The following is a 21,170-nucleotide window of genomic DNA, read 5'->3' on the forward strand; positions in this document are numbered from 1 at the left end:
TCTTGTTAAAAGGCGACGTTTTTTTTCTAATGCTATCGAGCTGCCTGCTGGTATTTCTTGTCATCGTAACTTACCTGCGAATGTTTGCTGGGGCCGTCCTATCGATTAGTAGCAAAGGTGTGCGATACAAAAAGGTATTTTATCCCTGGGATAAGATCAAGTCGTATCAGGTAGTAAGGGAGCATGACAGGAGGTATCTGCAGGATTTCCTGCTGCTGCGGGTGCATGACAGGCGTGACGATCTGAGGGTTAACCTGGGCGATCTTCGTATACAGGGCTTCATGGAGGATATTATCGCCCCTTACGCCGCGATACACGGCATCCGCTGCCAGTATAAGCCAGATCGTTAATTTTCCTGATTCGGCGGTCATTCTATCAACATATTATTTAACTTGCTCCCGTTTAACAATCGACGGTATGAAGTTCGGCGTGGCCCGGAGCACCTTTGTTGCATTGGCTTTTTTCCTTTTCCCTGTCATTACCTCCGCCCAGGATTCCGGGCGGGTTAAGTTATTAGTGCGTGTTTACGAAGATAACGATGGCATTAAATTCGGTCGCAAGATCGCGGATGGTGGTTATACCAACGGTACGCGGCTGGATGTGTTTTATGTGAATAAACGCAAGCCACATTTCTTCCTCGATAAACTGGCGCCGGGCTTTGGGGGCAATGCGGTATATGCGAGCAGCTGGGGGGCTTTCCAGGTGATGATCACGCCGCTGAGTGTGGGCGAGCCTGCCTATAAACCGGTCGATTATCCTTATAGCGGGGCGCTAACGGTTCACCATTCGATGTATGCTTTTCGTCCGGATAAAAAGGACGGGTTTCAAACGGAGTGGGTATTGGGCGTGATGGGGCCACCTTCGCTCGCGAAGCAAACGCAGAAGATGATCCACGGCTGGTTCAATTTCACCCGGCCGAGGGGCTGGGCATACCAGTACCGCACGGACCTGCTGTTGAACTACAATCTTACTTACGAAAAGCAACTCACGCATGTAGAGAAAGGCTTTGAAGTCATTGCCGGCGGCAAGGTCAATGCAGGTACTATGCTTAACGCGGTGGAAACGCATGTGCTGCTGCGTACGGGCAATATGTCTCCCTACTTCGACGGACTGCTCGACCAGTACGCGCATAAAGAACATGCGCAGTTTTATATCAACGCTAAACCTTCCGTACAATACGTCGTGTACAACAGCCTGCTGCAAGGCGGCCTGTTTTCCGACGATGTATACGTCGAACCCGCAGTGCGCGAGGCGGCTGGCAATGCTGTTCGTCCGCCGATAAGGCGTTGGCTGGCAGATGTAGACATCAGCGCGGTGCTTAGTCTCAAACGATTCGCGGTCAGCTTCTCACAAAAGTTCTCCACGCCGGAGTTTGAAGGACTGCCCGCACAGAATGTAGGTAACATTTCACTTTACCTTGGATTCTGATCCGTTCCCCAAGGGCCGTCCGTAACCAAAGAAACTGCGCCGTGCAGATCACCGTAAGATATCCAAACAAAAAAGGCGGCTCAGTAAACGAGCCGCCTTTTTTGTAAAAAGTTAATTCTCCCCAAACCCTTCTTCCTTCTCTTTTGTATCAATCTTCTGCTGGTTCAGGCGGTAGTTGAGTGTCAGCGTTAACTGCCTGGCCCGCCACTGGAAATCGGAACGCGAGTAATAGGTTTCGGAGTCGGTCATGATGTCGGTAATGGCCCTTCTGCGGCGTGTGTTCAGCAGGTCGCGTACGTTGAAGGTGAGGGTGCCTTTATCTTTAAGAATATCCTGCGCCAGACCTAAGTCGATGGAATACTGGGCGAGGTCTTTACCCTGCGGGGTGATTCTCGGTGCCTGGTAGTTCAGCGACGCCTGGAAGTCCAGGCTCTTAAAGAAGGTCATGCGGGAGGTGGTGCGGTTAGTCATCGTGGTGGTGGTCGCATCCAGGTTTCTGCCCAGGTAACTGCCATTGGAAATGGCGTGGTATACGTTGGCGCTGGTATTAAACTTCCACCAGTCGGCGAGGGTAAGCGAAAGGTTGAACTCTATGCCTATGTCGTCGCGGGTGCTGAGATTGATCGGACGGATGTTCGTGATGCCGGTGGTGCTGTCCAGGTCGTTGTAACGATATACGACGCCGGTTTTATGGCGATAGTACACGCTGGAAAGGATCGAACCTTTGTCCCACTCGAGCAGGTGCCCCGCATCGATAGAATGAGCGTATTCCGGGTCGAGGTTGGGATTACCGACGAAATATACGCGAGGGTCCGAGAAATCGGAAAACGGCGTTAGATCGCGGTAATTCGGACGGTTAATGCGATAGCTGTAACTAAGTTGCAGCGTATTGGCTTTATCCAGCTGGTAAGATAAACTCGTGCTCGGAAATACGTTGAAGTAATTACGGTCGTTGATTTCATTGGTTTTGAGCAAACCGGTGCTGATATCTGACAACTCACCACGTAAACCCAGCTGGTAGGAGAATTTGCCCACCTTACTCCCAAACATCGCATACGCGGCGTAAATGCGCTCCTTGTATTCCATGTTGTTATCGAAGTCGCCCAGTGGCGTCCAGGCGGTATTGTCGAATTCTTCCACGAGGAAGTCGTTCGTTACGGTGCGCAGCGTGCCTTTAAACCCGGCTTCCAGCTTCGCATCTTTACCAAATGGATGGATATAATCTGTTTGCAGCAGTAAGGTTTTTTCCCAGGTGGGATTGTCGGAACGTTGCAGTTCCAACGCAGCACCGTTCAGCACAGGACTGGTGCGATACATCGATTTCTCAATATCGCCGCTGCTCGTCCACTTGGCATCTGCCGTCCATTCTCTTTTATCGTTATTAGCGTATTTCTTGCGGAAACTGAGGCTGGCTTCGGTGTTCTCTTCACGGGCGTCTTCATCGTTCACACGCAGGCTGGAGTTCTTGATCTGCATATCATCCACGAAAAAATCATCGTATCTGAGCCTGTTCACATTTTTCTCTTTACCGCCGGAATATAACACAGAACCCGTAAGCGTAGTGTAGTCGTTCAGGTAATAATCCAATCCCGCCATAATATTAGCGCCCAGGTCCTCACGATCGCGTGTGCTGCGCTGCGTATAATAGTAAGCGGTATCCTTACTGCTGAAGCGGTTCGATGAATTACCGCTACCAGGACCTTTCCTGTTGTTGATGCCGAAGCTGGAGAACAGGTTTACTTTCTCGTTACGGTAGTTAATGCTATAGGCCGCGCCCAGCTGCTGCGGATAACCGAGCGTACCGGTAAAGTTGCCGTTAAAGCCGCGGGTTTTATTTTTCTTCAGGATGATATTGATCACCCCTGTTTCACCTGCTGCGTCGAAGCGGGAGGAGGGATTGGTCACCACTTCGATACGATCGATCATTGCGCCCTGTAAGTTGCGCAGCGCGTCGGTACTCTTAATCCCGGTCAATGCAGAAGGTTTACCATCGATGAGAATACGCACGCCCTGGCTGCCACGCAGCGCCACGTTGCCATCAACATCCACGGTTACGGAAGGCACGTTGGCCAGTACTTCCGAGGCGTTGGCACCAATATTAGCCACATCCTGGCTCACATTGTACACGCGTTTGTCCAGCTCCAGCTCCATGAGTTTTTTCTCACCTACAATTTCTACCTGCGACAATGTTTTGGAACCCACTTTAAGGGTGATGGTACCTACGTTTACATCTTTGTTGAGGTTGATGTTGTTTACGTAGTGATCTTTATAAGACAGTAAACTGATCTTCAGAAAGTATTTGCCAGCGGCCGCTTTGATGCGAAACACGCCTTTTTCATCTGCTACGGCGCCTGTCACCTGGGAGGAGTCCTTACTGCGGAAAAGTACAGCGGTACTAAAAGGCACGGCTGCGCCTGCATTGTCTTTGGTACTGCCTGTCACGGTAAACTGCCCGGTCTGTGCCACCAATAGGGTTGTTGGGAAAAGCAATACTAATAGTGTAATAAATCTGCGCATATCAATAGTCACTTTATAATGTAGGCCAAGCCGAAAGTTACGCAAACACGGGCGGGCAGCCCTTGTAAACTGGTTGAGCGGTAAATTAAAGGCCCCGCAGGAGAGCGGGGCCTTGTCTTGAATGATGTTCTCCGGGAACATACCGATCACAAATAAACAGTCTTTTACGGCAGTGTTGTTAGGTTTACGCTGGGCGCAACACCTGTAGCCGTACGTGTAAAGCTTTGATTATAGCTCACATAGCTCGAAAAGAAGCCGCCATTACGCAGGTAGAATTTACCAGCCTCCAGTCCGCCTGCATAGTCGCGGCGCTGGTCGTTGGTGGCGGTAGCGTCTGCTGTGAAATTGGCGGTGGTAAGTTCTATCCAGGTGCCGCTCGTATTGCGGATCCATTGGTTGCCATATAACGCCCTGCGGCCCTGGTAACCTCTGACGTCGGAGAAACATTCGAGGAAGGAGTGCGTGCCTGTCAGGTAAGTAACGGTGTTCGGCCGCTTCCAGGTGGCCAGGAAACGCCAGGTGCCTGTTTCCGGTGTGTAAATCCAGGACGAAAAGAGGGTGGCGCCGGCGCCGTCTGGTTTTGCCTGGGTGAGGAAGCGGTAGGTGGTGCCGGCCGTCCAGTTAAACAGCAGGTAGCTTTGTCCGCCTGTGCCCTCGCCGCCGAAGGTATTATCTACCACGCCGGTGCCTTTGCGCACGAGGGTAGTGGTCCCTACGCTCGGGTCCCAGATGGAAAACAGTACGCGTCTTTCAGTAGCGCTGTTCACCTGTATACCGAAGTAGCCACCGTTAAAACCATTGGCCATGTAGTAGGAGCCGATCTTGTCTTCGCCAGTAGGTACGGTCAGTTCACTGTACATCCACTCTGCCGTGTTACCACTCGGAACAGGATAGCCCAGGTGTACCGACGGACCTCGTCTCGACCAGTAATAATTCGCTGCATCGTTGGCGTACACCACGTTGCTGGCAGTTGCACCGCCGCTGATGACGATGTCGGACACATCGCCAAAGTAACTGCCGGTTTTACTTACGCCCTGCAGGTCTACTTTGATGTAACCCGCACTGCCAACGGTTACGCTGCCAATAGAATGGGTGGCGTAGTTGCTGCCGGTGATGGTTTTATTGAACACGGTGCCATTCACCGTCACTTTTATATTGCTGCTGCCGCTGGGCGCAACTTTTGCGCGTACCGAGACATTTAAAGTGCCTGTAAGTCCCAGCCGGAAGTATACGCTGGTAATGCTGCCGGCATTGGTCCAGTTACCCAGGCCGTTACCGGTAATTACTTCCCCGCTGCCGCCGGCGATGGTGGTTACAAAGCCGTTGCCGGCGAGGGGTACATTGTAGCTGGCGGCTGGCGGCAACACGGCCGCATCGTCTATCTCCGCTTGCTCATCACGTTCCTTGTTGCACGAAAACAGCAGCGTGCATAACAGGGTCACGCTATATATGAAGGGTAGTTTCATTTCGTTGTTCGTTTAGATGATGAATGTTACATGACGTGTGATCGGACATGGCCCACGAAGAACATGGTTATTTTTCTTTGGCGGTAAATACATTGATTTCCGCCAGGAAAGTGTTCGCCGTAGGGCCTGTGAGTGCAGTCATTTTCAGGTAACGATACGCCGTAGCCGATGACACGGCAAAGCTTTGCGGCGTTTTGGTAGCGCCAACAAAAGCGACGCTGTCGCGCAGCATGGTCCAGGCAGTACCGTCTACGCTGCCTTCCAAACGGAAGCGGGTCATGCCATTGGCGTTATTCTGCCGCGCAGTAATATCCACCGAAACCATTTTGATGGGCGTTTGCATATCGATGCTAAGCCAGTGCGGGTAGCTGGAAGTAACGTCGCAGTATGCGGAATGCCAGAAGGTGTTGATGTTGTTATCCAATACCAATGCTGCGCCGCCGGGCTCGCAGGTGGTTTCCTGGGTAGAGGCGGTAATGGTCCAGGCGGTACGGTCTGCCGCGCCAATGGTGGAGCGGTCTTTGAAAGTAACCGCCTCCGGTTTGCCGCAACCTGCTAAACAGGCGGCGGAAATCAGTATAAAGAGAAAATACTTTTTCATGTTGATGCGGATTAAGGGTTTTGTGTGAGGTTTTTGTTCACCAGGCGCTCGCGGTTCGGGATAAAGAAGATCACGCGGTTGTCAGTGGGTTGAATGGTTTGGTTCACATTGGTGTTAGGCGTGTTATTTAACGCATGTGTACCCGGGTAGTCGCGTACCAGTGGCCTGTTATTGCGAAACAGGTCGTACGGGCGCTGGCCTTCAAAGGCAAATTCCAGTCTTCTCTCTTCCAGTACGACATCGAGCACTGTTTTACCTGCGGCTGCTACGCTGGCCAATGTGTGCAAAGCCGCACCGCTTAATCCCGCACGCTGACGGATCGTATTTACATCATCCAGCGCCATCTGTAACCCTGCGCCGCCAATCTTTGCATTTGCTTCGGCGCGGTTCAGGTACATTTCTGCCAAACGCAGGTACACCGGGGAACTCAGGTTGGTCAGTCCTTCCTGGTAGTTGTATTTGTTGATGTAATACATTGGCGTTCTCGGGTTCAGTTTGGTGTTCAGTGTTACGTTGGCAACGGGCACTGTATAAGGGTATTGCACCACGCCGGTAGTGGTATAAGGCGTAATGAATGCATGCCGCAGATCAGCCGGGTTTTTATCCAGGAAGTTCACATACTGCTGCGAAGCGTAAATCTCTCCCCAGCCTGTAGCACCTTGTCCGCCTTCGCTATAGTACATCGAACCAATGGCATTAAAGTCACGGTTCTCTGTTTTAATGTGACGGATGCAGAAGATCGTTTCTTTGTTATCTTCCGGCACGCCCCTGAAGTAGCTGGTGTACGCGCTGCCCTGCAACAGGTTGTAACGGCCGGAGGTCAGTACTTTATCCGCATACTCGATGGCCTTCGGGTTGTCACCTTTGTAAAGGTACACGCGGCTCAACAGGGCATACGCCACTTCTTTCGAAGCGAAGTTATTGTTCTTCTGCGTGGTCATCAGTTCCGCTGCTTTCTCTAAATCCGCGATCACAAAGTCGTATACCTGCTGCACGGTAGCGCGGCCTGGAAATTCTTCTTTGGTATCTTCCTTCACGATAGGAACTGCTTCGTTGCTGCCGTTACCCTGTGTATACGGGCGGCCGAATACGCGACAAAGATTGAAATACATCATCGCGCGGAGGTACAGGTTTTCTCCTTTTAACTGGCGCAAGGCGGTAGTCGATTCATCCGGCACAAAAGCAATCACGCGGTTGGCGGCATTGATCACGAAGTAAGACTGCTGCCAAACGTTGTATACGTGCGACATGTCCACCAAATGGGTGTAACGATAGGCGTTGGAAAGTGCATCGGATGATGCTTGTCCCTGTGCAATATTATCGCTCGGGTATTCTGACAGGAAGTGGATGCTGCGTACGTAAGTGGGGTTCTTCAATACGGCGTAAGTGCCAATGGAAGCGGATTGTACATCGTCTGCATCGTTCAGCGCTTCTTCTTCCGACTTGGCGGTAGAAGGCTCAAAGTATTTTTTGCAGGAAGCGGCGCCCAGTAACAGCGCGCTGCCTATCAGTATCGTTATTAACGTGTTCTTTTTCATGTTTGCTGTTTTTAGAAGCCAATACTCACACCTAACATAAATTTCTTGCTGATCGGGTATTTCGTGTCGGAGTAACCGCCGGAAACATTTACCTCCGGATCGGTACCGGAAAAGCGCGTGCCCGTCCACAGGTTATCGCCGCTAACAAATACTCTGGCATTGTTGATCCGCGCACGGCGCAGGAAGTCGGCCGGCAGATCGTAAGCCAGCGTTACGTTACGCAGGCGTACATAACTGCCATCTTCCAGGAAGCGGGAAGAAGGTTCGTTAGCTGCCTTGTTACCACCCAGCAAAGGTTTGGGATGCGTAGCAATATCACCTGGTTTGGTCCAGCGGCTCCATCCTTCTGCCAGTACCATCTGGTTGTAGCTGTCGTAAATACCATCAGAATCAAAGAACTGGCGCATGTTGTTCATCACGTAGTTGCCGTACACAAAGTTCATAAAGGCACTTAAGCTGAATCCTTTGTAGGAGAAGGTATTGAGCATACCACCCGTAAATTTCGGGGCAGATGAATTGCCGGTATATTGCAGGGTGGCAGCGTTATAGGAGTTGGTATAGGTGAGATATTGTTTACCGTCAGCATCGGTTACGATCTTCTCCCACAGCGGATCGCCATTGGTAGGATCTACTCCCGCCCATACGCGCATGTACCATTTGTCCATATCCTCGCCCAGGCCCACCGGTTGCGCCGCACCCGGACTCGCAAACTTATCGCCCATATTCAGTTTAGTCACTTTGTTACGGTTAGCGGCCAGGTTAAAGTTGGTTTCCCATTTAAACTCACCCACCAGGTTGCGGGTAACGAGCGTTACTTCCACACCTTTATTGTTGATGGAGCCAATGTTTTCCAGTACCGAAGTGTAACCGCTCGTCAGTGGTAACGGGCGGTACATCAGTAATGACTTCGCACGTTTGTCGTACACATCTACGGTGAGGTTAATGCGGTTGTAGAGGCCTAATTCCAGGCCGAGGTTATTGGCCATGATCTTTTCCCAGGTAAGGTTGGGATTCGCTTTCTGAGAAGGGTAGGAGCCTGTTTGTCCTGCATAACTGGCCGTCTGATCGTACATGTACAGACCGAGCGCCTGGTAATCATCGGCTGGCGGATTGCCTACCGTACCATGGCTTACGCGCAGTTTCAAAAAGCTGATGGCGTTGTTCGTCCGTAAAAAATTCTCCTGGCTCAGTATCCACGAAGCGCCTAACTGGTAAAAGTTACCGCCCGGATTGTTGTTACCGAACTTAGAGGAAACGTCGTGTACGAAGGAGCCAATCAGGAAGTATTTATTGGCAAAGTTGTAATCACCTTGCACCAACGACTTCTGAAAGCTGTATTCGTTACGGCCGCCGGTAGGACTGTTCTTCACTTCCGTAGCGGTGGACATGGCCGTCATGCCTGCAGGTAGTCCGCGACCGGATACGCTGTTCACATCGTACAGCCTTTTCTCTGCTTCCCAAACACCTAAAACAGACAGGTTGTGATCGCCAAAGCTGTTCTCGTAGCGGGCGCGGTTAGAGGTCAGTAGTGTACTGGTAAAGTCAATATCGTTATACAAAACACCCAGGTCCGCAGTGCCTTCTTTGGTACGGCGATCGTTGTAACTCATGCTTTTTGCGTTGCGCAGGGAAGTACGGTTGTAGGAGGAGATCGTGATATGTTTGGTTACGGCGTAATCGAGGTTCAGGTCGCCATTCATATTGAATACGCGGCCGTTGGACTGGTTGTATTGCAGCGAGTACAGGAAGTTGTGCTGATCGCGGCCAAGCCAGCCACCATTGCCGGGGAAACGGATGGAGCCGTCGGTGTTGTAGGGATTGTCCCATGGCAGGTTGATGTACGCGCTGTAAAGCGTGCTGCTGTGATGTGCGTTGTTTTTTGTGTAGATGCCGTTGAGTAACACCGCCATCTTTAATTTATCGGTCAGTTTATGTTCGATGTTCGTACGGAAGTTATACGCCGTTCTGCTGTTTTGCAGCAACACGCCTTCTTCTTTGTACAGGTTGCCCGAAACATAAAACTGCGTTTTATCCGAACCGCCGCTGGCCGACAGGGTGTAGTTCTGCACCAGTGCGTTACGGGTGGCCACGTCGAACCAGTCGGTGTTGGTTTTGAGTACGCTGTCGGCCCGGGTGGTAAAAGTTTGCTGGTAGTCGTACAACTGCTGGGAGTTCATCAGTTTAAAATTACCATTGGTCGCTTTGGCAAACCCCGTGGATGCGCTTACATCGATCCTGGTTTTACCTGCTTTACCCGATTTAGTAGTGATGATGATCACCCCATTTGCTGCACGGGAGCCATATAAGCCGGTAGCTGCCGCATCTTTCAGAACAGTAATAGAGGCCACGTCAGTTGGGTTGTAAGAGCCCCCGATGTTACCGTCTACTACGATCAGCGGAGCGCTGCCCGCCGAAATAGTGCTTTGTCCGCGCACCTGTATGGCGCCTGAAACCGTCGGGTCGCCGGAAGCGCCCGATACTACAACGCCCGCCGCTTTACCCTGCAACATGTTCGTCACACTGTTGGAGGTCACGTCGCGTAACTGGTCGCCGGAAACGGTGCTTACTGCGCTGGAGAGGTACTTTACGTTTTTGGTGGAGTAACCTACGACTGTTACTCCTTCAATATCTTTACTGAATGGTTTAAGCTGGAAGTTGATGGCGGTTTTACCTTTTACCGCTGCTTCCTGCGATGCAAACCCGATATAGGAGATTTCAAGTACGCTGTTTTCGGCGATATTGGCCAGGCTGTAAACGCCGTCGGAGTTGGTAGTCGTACCGCGGCTGGTACCTTTTACCTTGATGGATACCCCCGGTAGCGGGTTACCGGCATCGTCCGTAATACGTCCGCTGATCTTTACATCGGCGGTGTCGGCCAGGTTGATTTTGGGTGTAGCGCGGGAAATGATGATCACCTTGTTTTCGATGCTATAGTCAAGCATTTGTTCTTCCAGTACATCTTTCAGGAACAGCTCCAGCGGCTCGTTCACCGCGTTTACCGTTACGTTGCCCTTGTCGCGCAGTATGCTGCGGTTGTAGAAGAAGGCGTATCCTGTTTGCTTTTTTACGACGTTCAGCACTTTGCTTAACGGCACATTGCTACCCGAAAAGGTAACGCTTTGCGACCAGGTTTTGGCGCTCACGTGCATGCATGCGGCAAATAGTAGAAAGGTGATCAGTTTCATTGTTCTCAGCAACATTTGCAACTGCCGGCGTTCTTTTAGCGATAGTTCCGGCAGTTTTAGTAATTCAGATCTGGTTGTTGGCCAGGCCGCCCGTATATGGGCATGCCGGTCCTGCTTACAAAAAGTGTAAAAGTTCATACTTTTGTAATGGTTTAAGGTGAATGGAATAAGAAATTGTCCTGGAAGACTTTTTTTAAGAAATTGACCATAACCGCGTTCGGGGAGGTGCTGCAAACACTTCCCCGTTTTTGGTTACGCCAACTTGTTTACTTTGCGATCATCAATAAATGGAACATAGATTACATTAAACGTTATAATACGCTCCCTGCCTGCCATAGCGGCGGGATGTCGGTTGCACTGTAATGGTTAATTATTTTGCTAGTCTGCTAACACAATCAGTTTGTTGCCTTCTTCTATCCTGAACTTTATTTCGACTTTGGTTAATATCTTGGTTACCTGCGATAACTGGAGGGTATTGGGTAGCTCTCCGTCAAATATCGTCTCCGGTATTTTTCCCTCATAAATCACTTTCAGATCGTACCACCGGGCGAGTTTACGCATCACTTCGGGCAAGGTCGCACCCTGAAAACTGATCATCCCGTTCTTCCACGCAACTGCTGCATCCATATCTGCATCATTCTTTAGGGAGATATTGTTACCCGCCACGCTTGCCTGCTGCCCGGGACGCAGTACTTTCACCGCACCGCCGCTGCGTACGTTAACGCCACCTGTTAACAGGGTAGTGGTAATGGCCGTTTCATCTTCATAAGCATTGATGTTGAAGCTGGTGCCTGTCACCTCTACCTGCGTATTATTCACAGTAACGATAAACGGCCGCTTTGCATCCCTGGCTACTTCGAAATACACTTCGCCGCTCACCTCTACCAGTCGCTGCTCACCACTGAATACAGTCGGGAAACGCAGCGAGGAAGCCGCATTGAGCCATACCAGCGAGCCGTCGGGCAGTACCAGCTGGAACTGGCGGCCCCGGGGGTGGTCATGGTATTATATACAACTTCGTTTGCTGCCGCTGCATCATACGATACCTGGCCGTTACTGAGCGATACCTGTGTGCCCTGCTGGTTGGCGATTACGCCGTTGTTCAGCGAGTCCAGTACAATCGTTTGCCCGTTCGCCAGGGTGAGTATAGCACCCTGACGGCCAGGCGCTACGTCGTGTGTAGTGGATGCCTGTACAACTGGCTTAACAGGAGGTGGTTGGTTTAGCTGATAACCAAGTGCGCCCGCCAGAACCACTGCAACAGCAGCCGCCGCCCACCAGTAACGACGCATGGAGCGTACTTTAGCTGGCTCACCGCGTCGCAGGATGTTGTTCACCATGGCGTCTTTCGCTTCGGTGTTCAGTGTTTCTTTTACCTGTAACCTTTCCCAGGCCTCCTTCATGAGCGGCGACAGTGCATCGTCCGCGTCGTGCTGCGCCAGTAAGGCATGCAGCTCGTCTTGTTCGGCAGGTGTAGCATCCTGCTGCACCCAGCGTTCAAAAAGGTATCGGAGTCTGTTTTCTGGTATCAGCATAAAATGGTATCGTATATGGAACAACAGGAAATTAGAAAAGGGGCTACCGCTACAAAAGATTTTTTTACAGTAGCAGGAACAGGCAGCAAAGCAGCAGGTGATCGGCCCGCGCAGTCACGTATTCCGCGATAGATTGGTTGGCATATTGCAGGTACTTCTTCACGGTTTCGCGGGAGATGCCCATTTCGCCGGCGATCTCCTGGTACTTACGACCCTGCCGGCGGCTCAGTATCCATACTTTTTGCTGTTGCGGCGGTAATTGCGCGATGGCGCTTTCTATCAATCCCAATACCGGCTCATGGTCCGGCGTGTCGGTGTCTGCAATGTCGGTCTGTAGGGCCTCCCAGGCCTGCTGGCGTTTACGCTGGCGTAGTGCCTTCTTCAGCGCGTTCAGGGCCTGGTTGCGGGAGATGACAAAAAGATAAGCCGGTAAGTTACGGATGCCAGCCAGCGTTTCGCGGGTGGTCCATATCTGCAGGAAGATGTCCTGCACGATTTCTTCTGCGGTTTGCGTACAGCGGGTAAGTTGATAAATGTAGTTGTGCAGCGGATCGGCCCAGGTGTGCAACAACTCACGAAACGCGTGCTCATCTCCCTGGGAGACGCGCAGCAACAGATCCTGGTTATTATCGTGTGCGTTCGACGGCAATTACGTATTCGCGGTTTCTGTAAACATAAATAAAAAGAAGGGGATCGGCGCGGAAAAATTAGTGTATCGATTTACTCGAGACCTACCACAAACTGCTCATCCAATACCAGCTTGCCATCCACCGCGCCTTCGCGGCCCGGCACCACCAAACCTTTGATCTGCGTGGTTTTTCCTTTCGTGACAAGATCGGTTACCTGTTTATCACTCAGTTTTTTACCCAGCACTTCGAACGGCAGTTTAAACCCACATATTTTGAAGTTGGCACAACCGTAAGCCGTGTTGCCTTTCTTGAGCAGGTGCGCTTTACACTTCGGGCAGTTCAGTTCTTCGATGGATACGGTTTTCTTCGGTTCACGGGGTTTGGCTTCTTTTTTAGGCTTCTCTTCCGGCGGCGGTGGCGCAGCAGTGACGGTAATCGTTTTGTAAGCGCTCGTCTTCACTTCCCGCGTAAGGTCCATTACCATCTGGATCAGTTCCTGTTTAAAGGTTTCCATCTGGTATTCCCCTTTCTCGATCTGGCGCAGTTTACGTTCCCATACGCCGGTCAGTTCCGGGCTTTTCAGCAGTTCGGACTGGATCACATCGATGAGGTCCATGCCGGTTTGAGTGGCGTAGATGTTCTTCTTACGCTTTTCGATGTACTTGCGGCGGAACAAGGTTTCAATAATGTTCGCACGCGTAGAGGGGCGGCCAATGCCGTTGTCCTTCAACAGCTCGCGCATCTCTTCATTATCCACCTGTTTACCGGCGGTTTCCATGGCGCGCAGCAGCGAGGCTTCTGTGTAGGGCTTAGGGGGCGTGGTTTTGCCCATATGCACGCGCGGTTTATGCGGACCGCTTTCGCCTACGACGAAAAGCGGCAGTACTTTTTCTTCGTCTTCCTCACCTTCCTTTTTCTCCTTCACATCGTTGGCGTACACCTCTTTCCAGCCCGGCTCCAATATCTGTTTACCCGTTACTTTAAATTCGATCTGCCCCACTTTACCAAGTACCGTCGTATTCGAGATCTTACACTCCGGGTAAAAGGCTGCGATGAAGCGACGGGCCACCAGGTCGTAAATACGTTTCTCCTCCATGGGTAATCCGCCGGGATACACGCCTGTTGGGATGATCGCATGGTGATCGGTTACCTTTTTATCGTCGAATACGGATTTAAGTTTCGGTATCGGTTTGGCGAGAATAGGCGCCGTTAAGGCAGCATACGGCGTAAGGTCGCGCATAATGCCTTCTATCTTCGGATGCAGGTCTTCGGAAAGGTAAGTGGTATCTACCCTGGGATAGGTGACCAGCTTTTTCTCGTAAAGGTTCTGGATGTGTTTGAGCGTTTCATCCGCCGTAAAAGCGAATTTCTTGTTCGCCTCCACCTGCAGCGAGGTAAGGTCAAATAGTCTTGGGTTACCTTCTTTACCTTCTTTTTTCTCGAAGGAAGTGATCTCGAATGGATGTTCCTTCAGGTACGCCAGTCCTTTATTGGCCTTTTCGGCCTGTTTAAGGCGGTCGATCGTAGCGGTGAACTCCGTGTCGCGATATATCGTCTTCAGTTCCCAATACTCCTCCGAAACGAACGCGTTGATCTCCTTTTGCCGCGCGACGATCATCGCGAGGGTAGGGGTTTGCACGCGTCCGATGGAAAGGATTGTTTTGCCTACGGCGAATTTTTTGGTGAAGAGGCGGGTGGCATTCATGCCGAGCAGCCAGTCGCCGATGGCCCTTGCGCTGCCGGCGGCGTACAGGTTGTTGTACTGGTCGGCATCTTTCAGTTTATCAAAACCTTCTTTGATGGCCTGTTCCGTCAGCGACGATATCCATAATCGCTTTACGGGTGCCGTGCATTTTGCTTTCAGGAGCACCCAACGTTGTATGAGTTCTCCTTCCTGGCCGGCGTCACCGCAATTGATCACTTCTTCGCTGCCTGTCACCAGTGTTTCTATCGTCTTAAATTGTTTCTCCACCCCTTTGTTGTCGATCAGTTTAATGCCGAAACTGGGTGGTATCATGGGCAGGTCTTCCAACCGCCAGTAACGCCATTGCTCGGTATAATCATGCGGCTCCTTAAGGGTGCAGAAGTGCCCGAAGGTCCAGGTTACCTGGTAGCCATTGCCTTCATAATACCCGTCCTTGCGCTGTTTAGCGCCGAGTACTTCTGCTATATCTTTGGCTACACTGGGTTTTTCTGCAATACAGACCTTCATCGTTGTTTCATCGTGTTGGGGGCAAATGTCGTAATTTATAGGGATTGAACAAATTGGAATCGCCGTCCTGCGTATTTCTAACGGCGCTGGCGACTGGGGCTGAGACTACACACGTAGGTTACTTCCCTTTGGTCGCAATGACGATGTATGGTGCAAAAAAAATGCCGCCACCCCTAGAGGTGACGGCGGGCGTATTAATCGAAAACAACAACCTTGATTATTTCCACACAGATCCGTTGCGCACTTCCTCAGTGGCTTCTTTCACGATGGTATCCGATGCCTGCAGATCGCCGAATATCTCGACCTTTTTGTCGGCTTCACGGCCTTTCTTGATTGGCACCCATTCTACTTTTTTATTATTCACTTTGATAACGAATACCCCTTCTGAAGAGGTGAGAACGGCGCTGGATGGCACTACGTAGGCACTGTCCGTCGCGGGCAGGGATACCTGCAGTTCGGCGACCATGCCGGGTAACAGCTTTTTATTGGTGTTCGGCACGTCCATTTCTATACGTTGTGAGCGCAGGCGATTGTCCAGCGCGCCGGCGAGGCGGCTTACGTTTGCCGAGAACTTTTGGCCGGGTAAGGACTTCACACTAAAATCGATCTTGCTGTTTTTGTTGATGAATACGGAGTACACTTCCGGTACGGCTACTACCAGGCGTAAGTGGTCCTGCTCCTGTAAGGTGAGCATGGGCTCTTTGGCGTTCGGGCCTACGAAGGCACCTGCACTTACGTTCCTGGACGTGATCACGCCATTGAAGGGTGCACGTATTTCGAGATAGTTACGGTTGTCACTGATCTCCTTCTGTGCGGCCTTAGCTGCCTGTAACTGTGCGTAGTCTGCCTGCTGGCGGGCTTTCGCAATATCCAGGTCGTTAGGCGAAATGGTGCCCGGTGTTTTACTCGTTTCCAGCAGGCGGTCGTAATTGGCTTTGCTGGCGGTATATAAAGCCTGTAAGGCTTGTAAGCGGGAGTCGGCGCCGGATAACTGGGCGCTGATTTCCGGGGCTTCCAGCACGGCCAGTAACTGACCGGCTTTTACTTCACTGCCCACGTCCACGTTCAGTTTCTTTACGAAGCTGCTCACTTTTGCGTACAGGTCCACCTGCTGAAAGGCGATCAGCTCACCGGGCAGGTTGAGAGAAGTGGAGATAGATCCTTTTTCCAGGGTAATGGTTTCTTTTACCGGTTCGGTGGTAACTTCCGCTTTGTTCGCCTTGCTCTCGGACGATCCGCAGCCCACCCATGCCACTGTTGCGGTAATAAGGATGGCAGCCGGTAACATGAATTTCCTACGCATTTGTCTGTGTATTTTTATCTGATAAAGATGAGATGTAATGTGTGCTTTCCTCGTCCGTTGGATCGAGCGAAAGCGATTGGGTAGATGTTTTGCCCTGTACCCACGCAAACACCAGCGGTAACACCACCAGTACGGCAAAGGTAGAGAATATGAGTCCACCGATTACTGCGCGGCCCAGCGGCGAAATCTGGTCGCCGCCTTCGCCGTGACCGATGGCCATAGGTAACATACCCATCAGCATCGCTACGGAGGTCATGATGATCGGGCGTAAACGCAGCGCCGCAGCTTCTCTTGCTGCTGATAACGCGTTGCCGCTATGCTTACGCAGCTGCTCGGCATTCGTGATCAGCAGTACCGCATTCGCAATCGATACACCTACCGACATAATGATACCCATGTAAGACTGCAGGTTCAGCGTAGAACCGGTTAAGGTCAGCATCAGGAGGGAGCCTAATACCACCGCCGGCACCGTTGTAAGTACCACGAACGATACTTTGAACGACTGGAAGTTAGCCGCCAGCATGAGGAAAATTACCACGATGGCTACGAGCAGGCCGTTTTGCAGACTACTGAGCGTATCGTTCAATACCGTGCTTAAACCGATACGGTCGATGAACAAACCACGGGGCAATTCGCCCAATGAGGCCAGTACTTTATCCACGTCGGCACTCGCCGTGCCAAGGTCGGTCTGGTACAGGTTGGCAGTAACGGATAAGTAAGGCACAGCGCCCAGGTTATCGTTCTCGCCATTGATCGTATCCACGCTAATCGTTGCTACGTCACTTAATATCGGGCGGGCCGAATTACGCAATACCGGTATCTCGCCTAGCTGATCTTCTGACGTCATCTGGTTCAAAGGCACTTGTACCTGCACGCTGTAAGGCTGACCGGCTTTCTCGTCTATCCATGTATTCTTTTCTGTATAACGGCTGGAGGAGGTAGAGGCAATCAGCGAGCGGGAAATGTCATTCACATCCACCCCTAACTGTGCCGCCCGTACGCGGTCGATATTAATATTTAGTGCAGGATACTTGATCGGCTGTGCGATTTGTACGTCGCGCATATAATCGATCTGCTTCAGTCCGGCCAGTACCTTATTCGCATATTCAGCATTGATCTTTTTGTTTTTACCGGCGATGCGCACCTCGATCGGGGTGGGAGAGCCCTGGCTCAGTACTTTATCCGTCAATTCTATCGGTTCGAAAGAGAGTTTCACATCGGGCATCGCTTTCTTCACCCTGGCGCGGATCTTATCTTTCAGATCGTCCATGTTATGATGATAGTCCTTCAACGCTACCTGGAACACCGCTTCGTGCGGGCCCGCAGTGAAAGTATAGATAGGCGATACGGAGAACAGCGCCGGGTGCTGACCCACATACACGGAGGAAATAGAAATATGTTCTTTGCCTACTTCTTTTTCCAGTTCATCCAATACCGTAATTACCTTTTGCTCGGTACGTTCCATCCTGGTGCCGTCCGGCGCGCGCAGGCGCAGCTGGAACTGGCTGGAGTTGGTGCGCGGTAACACGTCCTTACCGATCACATTCAGCAACAGTACGGCCAGGCCGCTGATCACCAAAATATACAATACGGTAATTGGTTTACGCAGTGGCATTAGTCTGTCACTAAAGCGCATGAACCGGTTACGGAAGCGTTCGAAGCCACTGATCTTGCCGTCGTTGTTAAAGTCTTCGCGTTCTACCAGTACCTTCTTCTGATCAAATGTATCTTTCTCCGATTCTGATGAAAGGCCGGATGCTGCCAGTACTTCTGCATCCGTAGCACCTTTTTTGTGATGCGATTTCATGATCCAGTTGGCCATTACCGGTACGAACGTTTGTGATAACAGGAAGCTGATCACCATGGAGAAGCCGATCGCCAAAGCCAGCGGCAGGAACAGTGCGCCCGGGATGCCCGTCATCGTAAACGCCGGCGCAAACACCGCGAGTATACAGAACAGGATCAGCAGTTTCGGGAAGGCGATCTCTTTACAGGCGTCCCAAATGGCCAGGGCCTTCGGTTTACCCATATCCAGGTGCTGGTGAATGTTTTCTATCGTTACCGTACTCTCATCCACCAAAATACCAATCGCCAGCGCCAGACCACTTAATGACATGATGTTGATCGTTTGCCCGAAAAGCTTCAGGAACAATACACCGGAAATAATGGAAGTAGGGATCGTTAATATCACGATCAGCGCGGCACGGCGGTCGCCGAGGAATAACAGTACCATGAGGCCGGTCAGCACTGCACCGATCACGCCTTCGCTCACCAGGCTTTTTACGGCGTTGATCACGTATACTGACTGGTCAAATTCATAAGTAAGTGTCACATCTTCCGGCAGTGTACTCTGTATGCGTGGCAATGCCGCTTTCAGGCCTTTTACCACATCCCAGGTAGATGCGTCGCCAGATTTGGCGATGCTCACGTATACCGAACGTTTGCCATTTACCAGGGCGTAACCCGCGGCTACGTCGGCTCCATCCTTTACCGTGGCCACATCCCGCAGGTAAAGGTTTTGTACCCCGCCCTTAAAAATGGGAATGGTCTCAAAATCTTTCAGGTCGCGGATAGTATTGTTCGTAGGTGTAATGTAGTTCTGATCACCGATACGCACGTTACCCGAGGGGGCGGTCTGGTTATTCAGTTTAATCGCTTCCACGATCTGGTCGGGGGTGAGGTTGTGTGCACGCAGCATTTCCGGATCTACGTTGATCTCGATCGTACGCGGACTACCACCGAACGGCGCCGGTGAAAGCAGACCGGGTACGGAAGTAAACATTGCACGTACATAGATGTTGGCGAAGTCCTGCAGTTCGTTGTTACTGCGGGTCGGACTACTCAACACCAGCTGCCCAACCGGAAGCGAAGACGCATCGAAGCGGATCACGAACGGCGGTTGAGAGCCGGGCGGGAACGCCGCCTGTATCCTGTTGGCCAGCGCACTCACTTCCGCTGCCGCCTGTGCCATGTTGGTACCCTCGTAGTACGACAGCTTCATGAGGGTCAACCCCTGCACGTTTTTAGTTTCGATACTCTTGATGCCGTTGGCGAAGAGTAATATGTTTACGTATTGTTTGCCGAAGAAAGCCTCCATCTGGTCGGGCGTGTAGCCGCCGAATGGGTGGGCGATATAGATCACGGGCAGGTTCATTTTCGGCAGGATGTCGATCTTGATGTCCCGCACCGCCGATATACCGAAGAAGAACAATCCTGCCACCAATACCATGATCGATATGGGCTTACGGAGTGCTAGTCGAATTAGGTTCATGGGTCCTTCAGTTAAAATTCATTCGTAAATATGGATAAATTGCCAGTCGATGCCGCTTTGAGTAACAATGCCTGCCATACATTGGCGAAAGCAATGTCTCTGTCTGTCTCCGCGCGGTTAAGCGTGTACAGCGCCTGCGTTACATCCACGATGGTATTCAGTCCGTTCCGGTACAATACCGAACGTTGTGTAAACGCATCGGAAGAGGAGCGTACCTGTAAAGGCGCTTCGTTATATGCCGCCAGCGCGTTCTTCATCTTCACACCGGCAAGGTCTTGCTGGGCCTGTAATTGCTGGTTTACCAGTTCGGCTTCGTAACGCATGCCTTCCGACACCTGGTGTTGTGCGGTTACCTGCTGGCCGGCGCGTAATATGCCGGTGAGGTTCCAGGTGACACCAACGCCGAAAAGGTAGTTGCTGCGACTGGGTTTTACGCCCTCCCAATATTTATGGTTATAGGCAGTTTGATCCGTTGCATACAAGTGACTGAAGCCGGAGGCGCGGGTCTGTATCACGCTAAACAGCGTAAAATTCGGGTACTTTAAGGTGCGGAAGTAATGCTCCTGCTCCTGGCTTACCCGTAAACGGTTCGTGTAAAATTGTAACAATGGGTGTTGGGCAGATACCGAATCTGCGGATACCACATTGCCCGGTATACGCGTGATGAACAACGTGTCGAGTGTAAACTGCTGCTGTGGCGGTATGCCCATCAGGAGTGATAACTGGTTTGCCCGGTCTTGCTCCACGTCCTTAGCGCGGATCAGTGCGATGCGGGCGTTGCTCACTTCTGCGTTGGCGAGGGAGCTGTCGACCCCGGCAATTAAGCCGTTGCGCGCTTTGGTAGCCACTACCAGGCGGAATGTATCGGCGCGGGCCAGGTTGTTTTCCTGTGAGCGGGTGAGGCGCTGGGCGGCCAGCAGGTTGAGGTAAGCAGATACGACGCGCACCTGGTGCTGGAACTGCTCCTGGTCCCTGTCGCTGGCATCTCTTTCTGCAATCCTTTCGGCAGTGGCGATACGTTCGCGTACTTTACCGAAGGTGTAGAAGTCCCAGTTAAGGTTGGCCAGGTACAGCGCGCCGAAGGCCGCATTCCAGTTCTGTTCTGCCAGCGGTAAGCCGGAAGAGGCCACGCCGTAACCGCCGAAGCCGTAAGCCGGACCGTTTTGTCCGTTCACCGTACCATAGTCTTGTTGTGCCGACAGCACAAAATTCGGCAAAGCTTCTTTCCTCGCCTGGTTAACAGAGGCGCGGGAAGCATTGGCGTAGGCGGCTTTTGCTTTAATACTGTTGTAATTCGTAAGGGCCGTTTCTAATGCATCTTTGACCGTGAGGACCTGTGCAAACAATCCTTTTGTGAGGAGAAGAAAGGCTGTGCTAAGGATAAATTTTCTGTAACGCATTCTAATCACATGGCTTAATCCAGTGCGAAATAAATCCATCTGCCTAACTTCTCATAGCTACAAATGACCAATTCAATTCGTCATT

Annotated in this window: 14 protein-coding genes; 2 read left to right on the forward strand and 12 right to left on the reverse strand. The window is 51.5% G+C overall.

What is annotated here, in order from left to right; all coding sequences use genetic code 11:
- Nucleotides 1-119 precede the first annotated feature (119 nt).
- Nucleotides 120-350, forward strand: a complete 231-nt coding sequence (locus MKQ68_RS02985) for a hypothetical protein (RefSeq protein ID WP_244841957.1) — start codon at nt 120-122, stop codon at nt 348-350.
- A gap of 67 nt (nt 351-417) precedes the next feature.
- Entirely contained in the window at nt 418-1,428 is a 1,011-nt protein-coding gene (locus MKQ68_RS02990) for a lipid A deacylase LpxR family protein (protein ID WP_264282015.1), read from the forward strand.
- Between the two features lie 111 nt (nt 1,429-1,539).
- On the opposite strand, the gene MKQ68_RS02995 is transcribed toward MKQ68_RS02990, so the two are convergent.
- From MKQ68_RS02995 to MKQ68_RS03050, 12 genes are all read right to left on the reverse strand, one after another.
- Nucleotides 1,540-3,945, reverse strand: a complete 2,406-nt coding sequence (locus MKQ68_RS02995; protein ID WP_264282016.1) for a TonB-dependent receptor domain-containing protein — start codon at nt 3,943-3,945, stop codon at nt 1,540-1,542.
- 164 nt (nt 3,946-4,109) lie between these two features.
- On the reverse strand, nt 4,110-5,411 hold the full coding sequence (locus tag MKQ68_RS03000; protein WP_264282017.1) for a DUF3472 domain-containing protein: 1,302 nt from the start codon (nt 5,409-5,411) through the stop codon (nt 4,110-4,112).
- A 67-nt stretch (nt 5,412-5,478) separates the two neighbouring features.
- On the reverse strand, nt 5,479-6,012 hold the full coding sequence (locus MKQ68_RS03005; protein WP_244841954.1) for a discoidin domain-containing protein: 534 nt from the start codon (nt 6,010-6,012) through the stop codon (nt 5,479-5,481).
- Nucleotides 6,013-6,023: 11 nt separating this feature from the next.
- A complete protein-coding gene (locus MKQ68_RS03010; RefSeq protein ID WP_264282018.1) occupies nt 6,024-7,550 on the reverse strand; it encodes a RagB/SusD family nutrient uptake outer membrane protein in 1,527 nt (508 codons plus the stop codon).
- A gap of 11 nt (nt 7,551-7,561) precedes the next feature.
- Entirely contained in the window at nt 7,562-10,873 is a 3,312-nt protein-coding gene (locus MKQ68_RS03015; protein WP_264282019.1) for a TonB-dependent receptor, read from the reverse strand.
- 240 nt (nt 10,874-11,113) lie between these two features.
- On the reverse strand, nt 11,114-11,707 hold the full coding sequence (locus MKQ68_RS03020) for a FecR family protein (protein ID WP_349773815.1): 594 nt from the start codon (nt 11,705-11,707) through the stop codon (nt 11,114-11,116).
- Nucleotides 11,617-12,270, reverse strand: coding sequence for a hypothetical protein (locus MKQ68_RS03025; protein ID WP_264282020.1), 654 nt, complete (start codon nt 12,268-12,270; stop codon nt 11,617-11,619). The genes MKQ68_RS03020 and MKQ68_RS03025 overlap by 91 nt, the downstream gene beginning before the upstream one ends.
- Nucleotides 12,271-12,334: 64 nt before the next feature.
- Entirely contained in the window at nt 12,335-12,919 is a 585-nt protein-coding gene (locus MKQ68_RS03030) for an RNA polymerase sigma factor (protein ID WP_264282021.1), read from the reverse strand.
- A 71-nt stretch (nt 12,920-12,990) separates the two neighbouring features.
- Complete coding sequence (locus MKQ68_RS03035; protein ID WP_264282022.1) at nt 12,991-15,111, reverse strand: type IA DNA topoisomerase; 2,121 nt, start codon at nt 15,109-15,111, stop codon at nt 12,991-12,993.
- A 217-nt stretch (nt 15,112-15,328) separates the two neighbouring features.
- Nucleotides 15,329-16,414 (reverse strand): efflux RND transporter periplasmic adaptor subunit, encoded by a 1,086-nt coding sequence (locus MKQ68_RS03040; RefSeq protein WP_264282023.1) that lies wholly within the window; start codon nt 16,412-16,414, stop codon nt 15,329-15,331.
- Nucleotides 16,407-19,685, reverse strand: coding sequence for an efflux RND transporter permease subunit (locus MKQ68_RS03045; RefSeq protein ID WP_264282024.1), 3,279 nt, complete (start codon nt 19,683-19,685; stop codon nt 16,407-16,409). The genes MKQ68_RS03040 and MKQ68_RS03045 overlap by 8 nt, the downstream gene beginning before the upstream one ends.
- An 11-nt stretch (nt 19,686-19,696) precedes the next feature.
- Nucleotides 19,697-21,085, reverse strand: a complete 1,389-nt coding sequence (locus tag MKQ68_RS03050; RefSeq protein ID WP_264282025.1) for a TolC family protein — start codon at nt 21,083-21,085, stop codon at nt 19,697-19,699.
- Nucleotides 21,086-21,170 lie beyond the last annotated feature (85 nt).

This window comes from Chitinophaga horti (assembly GCF_022867795.2).
GTDB lineage: Bacteria > Bacteroidota > Bacteroidia > Chitinophagales > Chitinophagaceae > Chitinophaga > Chitinophaga horti.